The 12,858-nt window shown below is 69.4% G+C and carries 13 protein-coding genes; 7 read left to right on the top strand and 6 right to left on the bottom strand.

Annotated elements, in window-relative coordinates:
- Position 1: 1 nt before the first annotated feature.
- The 6 genes from AB7P10_RS02205 to AB7P10_RS02180 all read right to left on the bottom strand — a co-directional run bounded on the left by AB7P10_RS02205 (position 2) and on the right by AB7P10_RS02180 (position 6,081).
- A complete protein-coding gene (locus tag AB7P10_RS02205; protein WP_428292210.1) occupies positions 2-1,294 on the bottom strand; it encodes a glucarate dehydratase family protein in 1,293 nt (430 codons plus the stop codon).
- Between the two features lie 65 nt (positions 1,295-1,359).
- Positions 1,360-2,640, bottom strand: a complete 1,281-nt coding sequence (locus AB7P10_RS02200; RefSeq protein WP_428292209.1) for a TRAP transporter large permease — start codon at positions 2,638-2,640, stop codon at positions 1,360-1,362.
- Entirely contained in the window at positions 2,640-3,170 is a 531-nt protein-coding gene (locus AB7P10_RS02195) for a TRAP transporter small permease (RefSeq protein ID WP_428292208.1), read from the bottom strand. Before AB7P10_RS02195 ends, AB7P10_RS02200 begins: the two co-directional genes overlap by 1 nt.
- A 153-nt stretch (positions 3,171-3,323) precedes the next feature.
- Positions 3,324-4,301: a TRAP transporter substrate-binding protein gene (locus AB7P10_RS02190; protein ID WP_428292207.1), complete on the bottom strand. Its 978-nt coding sequence runs from the start codon at positions 4,299-4,301 to the stop codon at positions 3,324-3,326.
- Between the two features lie 56 nt (positions 4,302-4,357).
- Positions 4,358-5,260, bottom strand: coding sequence for an SMP-30/gluconolactonase/LRE family protein (locus AB7P10_RS02185; protein ID WP_428292206.1), 903 nt, complete (start codon positions 5,258-5,260; stop codon positions 4,358-4,360).
- A gap of 5 nt (positions 5,261-5,265) precedes the next feature.
- Positions 5,266-6,081 carry an NAD-dependent epimerase/dehydratase family protein gene (locus AB7P10_RS02180; protein ID WP_428292205.1) on the bottom strand — a complete coding sequence of 272 codons (816 nt, stop codon included), beginning with the start codon at positions 6,079-6,081 and terminating at the stop codon, positions 5,266-5,268.
- Positions 6,082-6,224: 143 nt separating this feature from the next.
- Between AB7P10_RS02180 and AB7P10_RS02175 the strand changes: the two genes are divergently transcribed.
- The 7 genes from AB7P10_RS02175 to AB7P10_RS02145 all read left to right on the top strand — a co-directional run bounded on the left by AB7P10_RS02175 (position 6,225) and on the right by AB7P10_RS02145 (position 12,798).
- Positions 6,225-6,986 (top strand): FadR/GntR family transcriptional regulator, encoded by a 762-nt coding sequence (locus AB7P10_RS02175; RefSeq protein ID WP_428292204.1) that lies wholly within the window; start codon positions 6,225-6,227, stop codon positions 6,984-6,986.
- A gap of 129 nt (positions 6,987-7,115) precedes the next feature.
- Positions 7,116-7,700, top strand: a complete 585-nt coding sequence (locus AB7P10_RS02170; protein WP_428292203.1) for an NnrU family protein — start codon at positions 7,116-7,118, stop codon at positions 7,698-7,700.
- A 125-nt stretch (positions 7,701-7,825) separates the two neighbouring features.
- Positions 7,826-8,899, top strand: a complete 1,074-nt coding sequence (locus AB7P10_RS02165) for a PQQ-dependent sugar dehydrogenase (RefSeq protein WP_428292513.1) — start codon at positions 7,826-7,828, stop codon at positions 8,897-8,899.
- A gap of 4 nt (positions 8,900-8,903) precedes the next feature.
- Positions 8,904-10,226, top strand: coding sequence for an ergothioneine biosynthesis protein EgtB (gene egtB, locus AB7P10_RS02160; protein ID WP_428292202.1), 1,323 nt, complete (start codon positions 8,904-8,906; stop codon positions 10,224-10,226).
- A gap of 37 nt (positions 10,227-10,263) precedes the next feature.
- Positions 10,264-11,265: an L-histidine N(alpha)-methyltransferase gene (gene egtD, locus AB7P10_RS02155; protein WP_428292201.1), complete on the top strand. Its 1,002-nt coding sequence runs from the start codon at positions 10,264-10,266 to the stop codon at positions 11,263-11,265.
- A 61-nt stretch (positions 11,266-11,326) separates the two neighbouring features.
- Entirely contained in the window at positions 11,327-12,400 is a 1,074-nt protein-coding gene (selD, locus tag AB7P10_RS02150) for a selenide, water dikinase SelD (protein WP_428292200.1), read from the top strand.
- Between the two features lie 14 nt (positions 12,401-12,414).
- Positions 12,415-12,798 (top strand): RidA family protein, encoded by a 384-nt coding sequence (locus tag AB7P10_RS02145; RefSeq protein WP_428292199.1) that lies wholly within the window; start codon positions 12,415-12,417, stop codon positions 12,796-12,798.
- The last annotated feature ends 60 nt before the right edge of the window (positions 12,799-12,858 follow it).

Raw genomic sequence — 12,858 nt, 5'->3', positions numbered from 1 at the left:
GTCAGAAGCGCGGCTGGTGGCCGGTGAAGGTGGGGTCGTACTTGCGCATCTGCGCGAGGTCGTCGCGGTGGCGGATGCCGCAGTGCAGGTAGTTGTGATGCAGGCGGGCCAGGGCCTCGCGGTCGATCGTCACGCCCAGGCCCGGTGTGGTCGGCACGGGCAGGCTGCCGCGCTCGAAGCGCAGGCGCCCGCCGCTGACGACCTCGTCGTCCTGCCAGGGGTAGTGCGTGTCGCAGGCGTACGAGAGGTGCGGCACCGAAGCGGCCAGGTGGGTCATGGCCGTCAGGCTGATGCCCAGGTGCGAGTTGGAATGCATGGACAGGCCCAGGCCGAAGGTCTCGCACATGAGCGAGAGGCGCTGCGTGGCGCGCAGGCCACCCCAGTAGTGGTGGTCGCTCAGCACGATCTTCACCGGGCAGCCCATCTCGGCGTTGCGGCGGAACTCCGCGAGGTCGGTCACCACCATGTTGGTGGCCAGTGGCACCTCGCAGGCCGCGGCCACGGCGGCCATGCCGTCCAGCCCCGGGGCCGGGTCTTCGTAGTACTCCAGCACGCCGCGCAGCTGCTGCACCACCGCCAGGCTGGTGGCCACGCTCCAGTTGGCGTTGGGGTCGATGCGCAGCGGCGCGCCGGGAAAGGCCTGCGCCAGCGCCAGCAGCGCTGCCACCTCCTGATCGGGCGGCAGGGCGCCGGCCTTGAGCTTGATGCTCTGGAAGCCGTACTGCTCGATCATGCGCCGCGCCTGCGCCACCATCTGCGCAGGCGTGAGGCCTTCGCCGAACGGGTCGGGTGCGTAGGGTGTGCCGATGTGTTCGGCGTACTTGAAGAACAGGTAGGCCGAGAACGGCACGCTCTCGCGCGCCGCGCCGCCGAGCAGGTCCACCACCGGCGCGTTGGCCAGCTGTCCCTGCAGGTCCATCATCGCCACCTCGAACGCGCTGATCACCTTGGCCACCGTCTTGGAGACATGCGTGCCCGGCGCCAGCGACACCTGCTGGCCAAGGAACTCCGAGGCCGAGGGCGCCGCCGGCGTGACCAGCGCGGCCACGCGGGTTTCCATGTCGTTCAGCGCCCAGGGCGAGAGCCCGGTGAGCGCGGGCGCGGCACGGGCCAGCGATTCGAGCATGGGCAGGTCGCCATAGCTTTCGTTGATGCCCACCAGACCGCTGTCGGTTTCGATCTCGATGATCGAGCGCAGGGCCCAGGGTTCGTGGATGCCGGCGGCGTTGAGCAGCGGCGGGTCGCGAAACGCGATCGGCGTGACGCGGACGTGGCGGATGGCGTGCGAAGTCACGTCAGGTTTTTCAGGCAATGTGGATCAGGGACGGGCCGGACGCGCTGGGCGCAGGGCGAGGGCCATCACAACACCGCTCGGGGCAGCCACAGCGAAATGGCGGGCAGGTAGGTCACGGCCATGAGCACGGCGAACAGGGCGATGTAGAACGGAAGCAGCGAGCGCACCACCGTCTCCATGGGCAGCTTGGCGACCGCGCTGCCGACGAAGAGTACGCCGCCCACTGGGGGCGTGATGAGGCCCATGCCGAGGTTGACCATCATGATCATGCCGAAGTGCACCGGGTCCACGCCGATGGCGGTGACCACCGGCAGCAGGATGGGCGTGAGGATCAGGATCAGCGGCGCCATGTCCATCAGCGTGCCCAGCGCGAGCAGCATGACGTTGATCATCATCAGGATCACGTAGCGGTTGTCCGACAGCGTGGTGAACGCGGTGGTGATCTGCAGCGGGATCTGCATCAGCGTCATGATGTAGCCGAAGCCCGCGGCGAAAGCGATGAGGATCATCACGATGGCCAGCGTCTTCACCGTGCGGTGCACCAGCTTGGGCAGCTCGCGCCATTGGTAGTCGCGGTAGACGAACATGGTCACGCCGAAGGCCCAGAGCACGGCCACCGAGGCCGACTCGGTGGCGGTGAACACGCCCGAGAGAATGCCGCCGAGGATGATCACCATGGTCATCAGGCCCCACAGCGCGTCGGCGCAGATGCGCAGCGCCTGGCGCAGCGGAATCACCTCGCCCTTGGGGTAGTTCTTGCGTTTGGCGATCACCAGGCACATCACGGCCAACGTGGCCCCCAGCAACAGGCCGGGCAGCACACCGGCGAGGAACAGCGCGGCGATGGACACCGAACCACCGGCCGCGAGCGAGTAGATCACCGCGTTGTGGCTGGGCGGAATCAGGATCGCCTGCACCGAGCCGCTGACCGTCACGGCGGTGGCGAATTCGCGCGGGTAGCCCTTTTTCTCCATCTCGGGAATCAGCACCGTGCCGACGGAAGCCGTGTCGGCCATGGACGAGCCGGAGATCGCGCCGAAGAAGGTGGAGGCCAGGATGTTGACCAGCGACAAGCCGCCGCGGATGAAGCCGACCAGCACGTTGGCAAAAGCCACCAGCCGGCGCGCCATGCCGCCCTCGGCCATGATGGCGCCGGCCAGCACGAAGAAGGGAATGGCCAGCAGCGAGAACTTGTTGACGCCGCTGCTGATGGCGATCATCACCGCGTCAAGCGGGATGTCGATCCACCAGGCGCCGATGAGGGCAGAAAGACCGAGTGCATAGGCCACCGGCATGCCGATGAGCATCAGCACGAAGAAGCTGCCGAGCAGGATGAACGCGTCCATCAGGCGGCCCCTTCCTGCGCGTCGTCCAGCAGGTCGTAGCGCACCACGCGGCGCTGGCTCTGGTCACCGCCGAGCAGGAACTCCAGCACGAACAGCAGGGTGACGAAGCCGCCCAGCGGCACCGGCACGTAGGTCAGGCCCACGGGCAGCCAGGGCAGCTCGGGGATGGACTGGCCCCAGGTGCCCATGCACAGCTTGGCGCCGTAATAGACCATGAAGAGGCTGACCAGCAGCATGAGCACATGGACCACGAAGACCAGCACGCCGCGCGCCGCCTGCGGCAGGCGCTCGGTGAGCATGACCACCGCGATGTGGGCCCCGGCGCGGTAGCTCGCCGCCGCGCCGAGGAAGGTGAAGACCACCATGAGCAGGATCGAGATCGGCTCTGGCCATTGCGAACCCGTGCCCAGCACGTAGCGCGTGAAGATGCCCCAGGGAATGATGAGCGACATCAGGAAGATGCAGGTGCCGGCCACCCAGATGCAGGCCAGGTAGACGGCATCGAGCGCGCGGTGGATCGTTTCAGCCATGGTGATCACTCAAGAGATTCGAACGGCGGTAAACCGCAATGCAGCCGGAGGCGGAGGCCTCGTCCAGGGTGCCCGTGGATCCGGCTGCGCCGGTCCACAGGGCACGTTCCCCCACCGGGGGGGAAGCCGCAAAGCGGCGCAGGAGGGAGCTCTTTACTTCACGGCGTCGATGCGCTTCATCAGGTCGGTCAGCGCCGCGCCGTACTTGGCGCGCACCGGCGCGGTGGCGTCGTAGAACGGCTTCTGGTCGACGTTGATGAACTGCACGCCCGCGGCCTTGAGCTTGGCGGTGTACTCCTCCACGCTCTTGTCCCACAGCGCGCGCTGCTCCAGCTGCGCCTCGCGCGAGAGCTTCTTCACCAGCGCCTGGTCGGCCGCGCTGAGCTTGTCCCAGGTGACCTTGGACATCACGAAGATCTCCGGAATGATCAGGTGGTGGGTCTGCGCGTAGTACTTGGCCGGCGTGGTGTAGTGGTTGGCGGTGAAGTAGCTCGGCGGGTTGTTCTCCGCGCCGTCGATCACGCCCGTCTGCAGCGAGGTGAACACCTCGCCGTAGGCCATGGAGATGCCGTTGCCGCCCATGGCGTTCATGGTGTCGACGAACAGCGGGTTGCCCATCATGCGGATCTTCTGGCCCTGCAGGTCGGCGGGGCTGCGCACCGGCTTCTTCGTGTACAGGCTGCGCGAGCCGCCGTCCATCCAGCCCAGCGCGACCAGGCGCGAGGAGCTGTTGGTGACCTTGTCGAGCAGGTCGGCGCCGACGTCGCCGTCGATCACCTTGCGCATGTGGGCCACGTCGCGGAACACGAAGGGCATGTTGAACACGTTGACCTCGGGCACGATGGGGCCGATCACGCCAAGCGAAATGCGCGCGATCTGGATCGCGCCCAGCTGCGTCTGTTCCACCGCTTCCTTTTCCTGGCCGAGCACGGCGCCGGGGAACATCTGCAGCTTGATGCGGCCATTGGTGGCGGCCTCGAGCTTCTTGCCCAGGCTTTCCATGGCGGCCACGGTGGGGTAGCCGGCGGGGTGGGTGTCGTGGGCCTTGAGCACCATGTTCTGGGCGTGGGCGCTCAAGGGCAGCAGGCTGGCCATGGCCAGGCTCAGGATCAGTCGGCGGGGGGTCTTCATGGTGTCTCCGTTGGGTGGTTGAAGTGACGAGGTGAAGAAAAATCCGCGCCGCCGCCTCAGGGCACGCAGCGCGGTTCGTCCAGGCCCCTCACGCCTGGACGCAGTGCAAAGACGCCACCGGCCAGCGGCTGGTCGGCGAGATCGCCGCCGGGCCGGATGGAGGTGACGAACAAGGTGTCGAGCCCGCTGCCGCCGAAGGCGCACATGGCGGGCTTCTTCACCGGCACGGCCAGCGAGCGGTCGAGCCGGCCGTCGGGCGTGAAGCGGTGCACCAGGCCGGCGTCGTTGCCGCAGATCCAGTAGCCACCGTCTTCGTCCATGGCCGCGCCGTCGGGCCGGCCGGGCAGGGGTTTCATGTCCACGAACAGGCGGCGCTTGTGCGGCGTGCCGCTGGCGGTGTCGTAGTCGAAGGCCCAGATGGCCTGCACGTCCGGGTGCGAGTCCGAGAGGTACAGGGTGCCGCCATCGGGGCTGAAGGCCATGCCATTGGGGGTGATGAAGCCGTTGAGCAGCGCGCGCGGCTGCGCGCCGTCGAGCGCGTAGACGCTGCCGGCGGCCGCGCCCAGTGACATGTCCATCACCATGCTGCCCGCGCGCAGGCGGCCCTGGCGGTCGCAACGGCCGTCGTTGAAGCGCATGCCGGGCTGCGGGTGCTGCACGGAGGAGAGCGTTTCATGGTCCAGCGAGCCGTCCTCGTTCGGCGTGAGCAGGGCCACGCCGGTCTCCATGGGCGCGACCCAGCGGCCGTGCGGCAAGGTCTCGCTGCCAGCGGCCAGTGCGATGCAGCCGGTCATCTCGGGCGTGGCCCACTGGCGCGCACGGCCGCTCGCGGCGCTCCAGCACCACAGTGCGCGGCCGGGGATGTCGACCCAGAACAGGCACTGGCGCCGCGCGTCCCAGACCGGGCTTTCGCCCACGCCATTGCGCGCGTCGAGCACCAGTTCGGCGGTGGGCTTCATGGTGTTCAGAACGGGCCGGCCTTGACGAAGGCGCCGCCCTGGTAGATGGCGGCCGGGTCACTCAGGTCGGGTGCGCTGGTGCGCGCGTACACCGCGTCGCGGAACACATCGGAGCTGTCTTTCGGCACGAAGCCGATGTGGCGCGCGCGGCTGTTGTCCCACCAGGTCACGGCGTTGTCGGACATGCCGAAGACGATGCTGTGGCCCAGCACCGGCGTGCTCAGGCAGGCGGTGATGAGGCGGTGCAGGTCGTCGTAGCTCAGCCAGGTGGCGAGCATGCGGCGGTCCTTCGGTTCAGGGAATGAAGAGCCGATGCGCACGCAGGCGGTCTCGATGCCGTGGCGATCGAAGTACAGGCGCGCGAGGTCTTCGCCAAAGGCCTTGCTCAGGCCATAGAAGCCGTCCGGGCGCGCGGGGTGGTCGGCATGGATGGTCTCGCTCTGCTTGTAGAAGCCGGTGACGTGGTTGGAGCTGGCGAACACGACGCGCTTCACCCCGTGCTGGCGGGCCGCTTCGTAGAGGTGGTAGGCGCCCACGATGTTGGCCTGCAGGATGGCCGCGAACGGCGCCTCCACCGAGATGCCGCCCAGGTGCACGATGGCGTCGCAGCCGGCCACCATGGCGTCGACCTGGTCCGCGTTCGCCAGGTCGGCCTGCACCACTTCCTCGCCCGCCTGGGCCGCGCCGACGTCGGCCAGGTCGGACAGGCGCAGCACCTCGCAGTTGTGTTTGAGGCGCGGGCGCAGGGCGGTGCCCAGGCCGCCAGCGGCGCCGGTGAGCAGGAGGCGGCGGTGGGTCTTGATCGCGATGGCGTGTGACATGTCGGGCGTGCGGCTTGTGGCGGAGGGCTTGGACTTTCGCGAGCGGTTTGCTACAGTGCGCCCAGGCTTGTTGTCTGTTGTCGGTTGTCTGACAACTTGCGCGAATTGTGTGAACGCCGCCCAGGCGTGTCAAGGAAAAAACCATGCTCCCCGTGAAAACCCTAGGAGACGAAAACACGGCGCTCGCGGCCCCGCCAGCGCGGGTGCGCCGCCCGCGCGGCCTGGTGCCGGAAATCGTCGACACCCTGGCCGCCGACGTGCGCGAAGGCCGCCTGCAGACGGGCGACAAGCTGCCCACCGAATCCGAGCTGATGAACCGCTTCGAGGTCAGCCGCACCGTGGTGCGCGAGGCCATCTCGCGCCTGCAGGCCTCGGGCCTGGTGGAGACGCGCCACGGCGTGGGCACCTTTGTGATGGCGCCGCCCGAGCAGAGCAACTTCCGCATCGCGCCGGAGGATTTCGCCACCGTGGCCGACGTGATCTCGCTGCTGGAACTGCGCATCAGCCTGGAGTGCGAGGCCGCAGGCCTGGCCGCGCAGCGCCGTGAAGATGGCCACCTGCAGAACATGGCCGCCGCACTGGCCGCGTTCGAGGGCTCGATCGCCGAATCCTCCGACGCCGTGCCATCGGACTTCCAGTTCCACATGGAGGTGGCGCGCGCCACCGGCAACCGCCACTTCGCCGACCTCATGACCTACCTGGGCACGATGATCATTCCGCGCACGCGCCTGAACACCGCGAGCAGCGCGCCCGAGGGCCGCCTGGCCTACCTGCGGCGCGTGCACCTGGAGCACCAGAACATCTACCACGCGATTCGCGCGCGCGACGCCGAGGCCGCGCGCGCGGCCATGCGCACCCACCTCTCGAACAGCCGCGAACGGCTGCGCCGCGCCCAGCCGGCCTGAGCGGGCCCGCCGATTGCCCCGCGGGGAAATGCCCCGCACATGCACCCCTGACACAAGCCCGCGCTACAGTGCGCCGATGCCTCAGCAGTCGCCGGGTGTTCCGGGGCTGGACGGGCGGGAGGTGCCCTCATGCTCTGGTTGATCGTCGGTCTGGTGCTGTTCCTGGGCGTGCACTCGGTGTCCATCGTGTCGCCGCGCGGGCGCGATGCGCTCGCACAGCGCATGGGTGAGGGGGCCTGGAAGGGGCTGTACTCCCTGCTGGCCTTCGCGGGCCTGGCGCTGATCGTCTGGGGCTATGGCCTGGCGCGGCAGGCGCCGGTGCTGCTCTACACCCCGCCCGCGGGCTTTCGCCACCTCGCGGCGCTGCTCTTGCTGCCCGTGTTCGTGCTGTTGCTGGCGGCCTACCTGCCCGGGCGCATCCAGCGCGCGGCGAAGCACCCGATGCTGCTCTCAGTCAAGCTGTGGGCGCTGGCCCATCTGCTGGCCAATGGCACGCTGGCCGACGTGCTGCTGTTCGGCGGTTTTCTCGTGTGGGCCGTGGCCGACCGCATCTCGGTCAAGCGGCGCGCGGCGGCCGGCATGTCGCGCATCGCGCCAGCGCTCCCGGGTAGTCCGGTCAACGATGCCATCGCGCTCGTGGGTGGCCTGGCGCTGTACGCGGTCTTCGTGTTCTGGGCGCATGCCTGGCTGTTCGGTGTAAGGCCGATGGGTTGAAACAGACTGACCCGGGGAACCCCACGCCACGTGCACACACCAACCCGGTTCGATTCACTGCAACACCCCTGGACATGACCCGCCTGTCTTTCACTCCATCGGCTTTGCTCGCCGTCGCCTGTGCAATGCTGGTCGGCACGGCGCAGGCGCAATCGCCCGCCGTTTCCACCGAAGTGGTGGCGCAGGGCCTGCAGAACCCCTGGGGCCTGGCCTTCCTCGACGAGGGCCGCATGCTCGTGACGGAGCGGCCCGGGCGCATGCGCGTGGTGGAAGCCGACGGCCGCGTGGGCGACCCGCTCAGGGGCGTGCCCGAGGTGGACGCGGTGGGGCAGGGTGGCCTGCTCGACGTGGTGGCCGACCGCGACTTCGCGCGCAACCGCACGCTGCACTTCTGCTACAGCGAGCCCGGCCTGGGCGGCAATTCCACCGCGCTGGCTTCGGCGCGCCTGTCGGCCGACCGCGCCGCGCTGGAGGACGTGCGCGTGGTCTTCAGCCAGAAGCCCAAGGTGGCGAGCCGCCTGCACTTCGGCTGCCGTATCGCGCAGGCCGGCGACGGCAGCCTGTTCCTCGGGCTGGGCGACCGCTACAGCCGCATGGCTGATGCGCAGACGCTGGACAACCACCTCGGCAAGGTGGTGCGCGTGCGGCCCGACGGCAGCGCGCACCCGGACAACCCCTTTGTCGGTCGCGCCGGCGCACTGCCCGAAATCTGGAGCTTCGGCCACCGCAATGTGCAGGGCGCGACCATCGGCCCCGACGGCGCGCTGTGGATCACCGAACACGGTCCTCAAGGGGGGGACGAACTCAACCGGCCCGGCGCCGGCAGGAACCATGGCTGGCCCGTCATCACCTACGGCGAGAACTACGGCGGCGGCCCCATCGGCAAGGGCATCACCCGGCAGGACGGCATGGAGCAGCCGCTGCTCCACTGGACACCCTCGATCGCGCCCGCGGGCATGGCCTTCGTGACCAGCGAACGCTACGGCCCGGAGTGGCAGGGCCGGCTGCTGGTGGGTTCGCTCAAGTTTCGCTACCTCGCGCGCCTGACGCTGGACGGTACGCGCGTGCTGCGCGAGGAAAAGCTGTTGCCCGATCTCGGCCAGCGCGTGCGCGACGTGCGCCAGGGCCCGGACGGCTTCATCTACCTGCTTACCGATGCGCGCAACGGGCAACTGCTGCGGCTCCAACCCGGAGGTTGATTCCATGCACCGCAAGCCTCGACCCGCCGCGCCACCGTCGCGCCCGCAGCCACATTCCGGGCGTGAAGCGCTGGTGCGGCAGTACGCCACGGTGCGCGAACGCAGCCGTGCGCTGGCCGCACCGCTCTCGCCCGAGGACGCCCAGGCCCAGTCCATGCCCGACGCGAGCCCGGCCAAGTGGCACCTGGCGCACGTCACCTGGTTCTTCGAGACCTTCGTGCTGGAACGCTTCGAACCCGGCTTCGCGCCCTTCGACCCGGCGTACCGCGTGCTCTTCAACAGCTACTACAACGGCGTGGGCGAACAGTTCTCGCGCCCGCAGCGCGGCCTGATCACGCGCCCTGACCTGGCCAGCGTGTGGCGCTGGCGCGAGCAGGTGGACGAACGCATCGCGCAGCTGATCGCGCACACCGACAGCGACGAGGCGTTGCGCCTCATCGAGCTCGGCCTGCACCACGAGCAGCAGCACCAGGAACTGCTGCTCACCGACGTGAAGCACCTGCTGTCCATCAACCCGCTTCGCCCGGCCTACCGGCGCCACTGGCCGCTGGTGTCGGTGACGGCGACCGCGCCGCGCTGGGTGGAACAAGCCGGCGGGCTGGTGGAGACCGGCCACGCGGGCGAGGGCTTCGCGTTCGACAACGAGCTGCCGCGCCACCGCGAATGGCTGGAGCCCTACGCGCTGATGAACCGGCTGGTGACCCATGGCGAGTGGTGGGCGTTCGTGCAGGACGGTGGCTACGACGAGCCGCGCTGGTGGCTGGCCGCCGGCTGGGACTGGGTGCGCGCCCATGGCGTGCGCGCGCCCCTGTACTGGACGCTGCCGGTTGACGACGCGGCCGCGCGGCCCACCGTGTTCACGCTGCACGGCGAGGTGCCGCTGGACCCGCACACGCCGGTGACGCACATCAGCCATTTCGAGGCCGACGCCTTCGCGCGCTGGGCCGGCGCCACGCACGCCGAATGGGCCGGTGCGCGCCTGCCCACCGAAGCCGAGTGGGAGGCCGCGGCCGCGCCGCTGCCCGTGCGCGGCAACCTGCAGGACGGCAATGCGCTGCACCCGCTGCCCGCGTCCGCGGCCGGCGGGGGCCTGCTGCAGATGTACGGCGACGTGTGGGAATGGACGCGCAGCAGCTACAGCGCCTACCCCGGCTACCAGCCCGCCGAAGGTGCCGTGGGCGAATACAACGGCAAGTTCATGATCAACCAGATGGTGCTGCGCGGCGGCTCCTGCGCCACGCCGGCCTCGCACATCCGCGCGAGCTACCGCAACTTCTTCCCCACCGACGCGCGCTGGCAGTTCAGCGGCTTGCGCCTGGCGAAATGAACCACCCCCGCGCCGCCTGCGGCGAATGGAGACATTCATGCGATACACCGACCTGACGCCGCACTTCGTCCAGCTGCACCGGGTGCAGGCCGGCGAGGCCGGACCCGAATTGATCGATGGCCTGCTGGACGTGCCCGCGCGCATCGCGCCGAAGTTTCTTTACGACGCGCTCGGCTCGCGCCTGTTCGATGCCATCACCGAGTTGCCCGAGTACTACCCCACGCGCACCGAGGCGGCCGTGCTCGCGCAGCACCGGGCCGACATCGCGCGCCACGCGCCCGACGGCGCGGTGATGATCGACCTGGGCGCGGGCAGTTGCGCCAAGGCCGCGCGCCTGTTCCCGGTGCTGCAGCCCTCGGCCTATGTGCCGGTGGACATCTCGGTCGACTACCTGCGCGACACGCTCGCGGCCCTGCAGCAGCGCCACCCGGAACTGCCCATGCTCGGCCTGGGCATGGACTTCTCGGCGCGCTTCGCGCTGGGCCGCGAGGCCACCGCGTGGCTCGGCGAGCGCGCGCTCGCCGAGCAGCCGCGCCTGGTGTTCTACCCTGGCTCGAGCATCGGCAACTTCACGCCCGACGAGGCCCTGCTGTTGCTGCGCCAGGTGCACGCTGTGTGCGAGGCCGGTGGCGCCGGTGGTGGGCTGCTGATTGGCGTGGACCGCGTCAAGCCGCGCGCCGTGCTCGAACCCGCCTACGACGACGCGCTGGGTGTCACCGCCGCCTTCAACCGCAACCTGCTGCTGCACGTCAACCGGGTGCTGGGCTCCGATTTCGCGCCCGCCGCCTGGCAGCACGTGGGCCTGTACAACGCCGACGAATCGCGGGTGGAAATGCACCTGCAGGCGCGCGGCGCGCAGACCGTGCGCTGGCCCGGTGGCGCGCGGGTGTTTGCCGATGGCGAGCGCATCCACACCGAGAGCTCCTGCAAGTGGGAGCCTGCCGACTTCGAGGCGCTGCTGTGCGAAGCCGGCTTCGGCCCGGCCCGGCACTGGACCGATGCGAAGGGCTGGTTCAGCGTGTTCTGGGCGCCGGCCTGAACCCTGCCGCACAATGGCGGGCCGGCGCGACCGCCCCGCGCACCTCCGACCCCATCCGACCATGAACGCACCTCTGACATCCAGCGCCGCCCGGCCGCGCCTGACCAGCCTCTCGCACGGTGGTGGCTGCGGCTGCAAGATCGCCCCCGGCGTGCTCAGCGAGATCCTGCGCGGCACCAGTGCCATGCCCATCCCGCCCGAGCTGATGGTGGGCATCGAAACCGCCGACGACGCGGCCGTGTACCGGCTCAACGACGAGCAGGCGCTGATCGCCACCACCGACTTCTTCATGCCCATCGTGGACGACCCGTTCGATTTCGGGCGCATCGCCGCGACCAACGCGATCAGCGACGTCTACGCCATGGGCGGCACGCCCATCATGGCGCTGGCGCTGGTGGGCATGCCGATCAACGTGCTCTCCACCGAGACCATCGGCCAGATCCTGGCCGGTGGCCAGAGCGTGTGCCGCGAGGCCGGCATCCCGATCGCGGGCGGCCACACCATCGATTCGGTCGAGCCCATCTATGGCTTGGTCGCGCTTGGGCTCATGCATCCCGGGCGCGTCAAGCGCAACGCCGACGCGCAGGTGGGCGACCGCCTGATCCTGGGCAAGCCGCTGGGCGTGGGCGTGCTCTCGGCCGCGCTCAAGAAGGACGCGCTGCCGCCTGCGGGCTACGCGCAGATGATCGCGAACACCACGAAGCTCAACACGCCCGGGCCGGCGCTGGCCGCGCTCGACGGCGTGCACGCGCTCACCGACGTCACCGGCTTCGGCCTGGCCGGTCATGTGCTGGAGATGGCGCGCGGCGCGAACGCGGCGGTGCGCATCGAGCTGGCGCGCGTGCCGCTGATCGAGGGCGTGCGAGACCTTGCCGCCGCCGGCATGGTCACCGGTGCCTCGGGCCGAAACTGGGCGGCCTACGGCCACGAGGTGCGCCTGGGCGCGGGCCTGCAGCCGGTGGACCAGGCCCTGTTGAGCGACCCCCAGACCAGCGGCGGCCTGCTGGTGGCCTGCGCGCCCGACGCGGTGGACGCCGTGCTCGCCGTATTCCGCGCGCAGGGCTTCGACGCGGCGGCCGACATCGGCGAGATCGTGGCGGCGGGCGCCGATGGCGCGCGGCTGCTGGTGGACTGATTCAGAAAGACCGCATGACCCGCACGCTCATCAGCTCCGGTTCTCCGTTTGAAGAACAGATCGGCTATTCGCGCGCCGTGGTCGCGGGCGACTGGGTGTTCGTCTCGGGCACCACCGGCTTCGACTACGCAAGCATGACGATTTCCGACGACGTGGTGGCGCAGGCCGAGCAGTGTTTCCAGAACATCGCCGCCGCATTGCGCGAAGCGGGCGCGACGCTGGACGACGTGGTGCGCGTGACCTACGTGCTGCCCGATGCCTCGCTGTTCGAGGCGTGCTGGCCGGTGCTGCGCCAGCACCTGGGCCGGGCGCGCCCGGCGGCCATGATGATCTCGGCCGGCCTGCTCGACCCGCGCATGAAGATCGAAATCGAAGTGACCGCCTTGCGCCAGGCCTGAGGCATTTTCTGCAAGTTCAAGATTTTTTCTTGAATTTGCACACCCACGCACTGACCACCC

Source organism: Hydrogenophaga sp., from assembly GCF_050182545.1.
GTDB lineage: Bacteria > Pseudomonadota > Gammaproteobacteria > Burkholderiales > Burkholderiaceae_C > Hydrogenophaga.
Note: the sequence above shows the minus strand (reverse complement) of the source record. Positions and strands in the feature narration are given on the sequence as shown.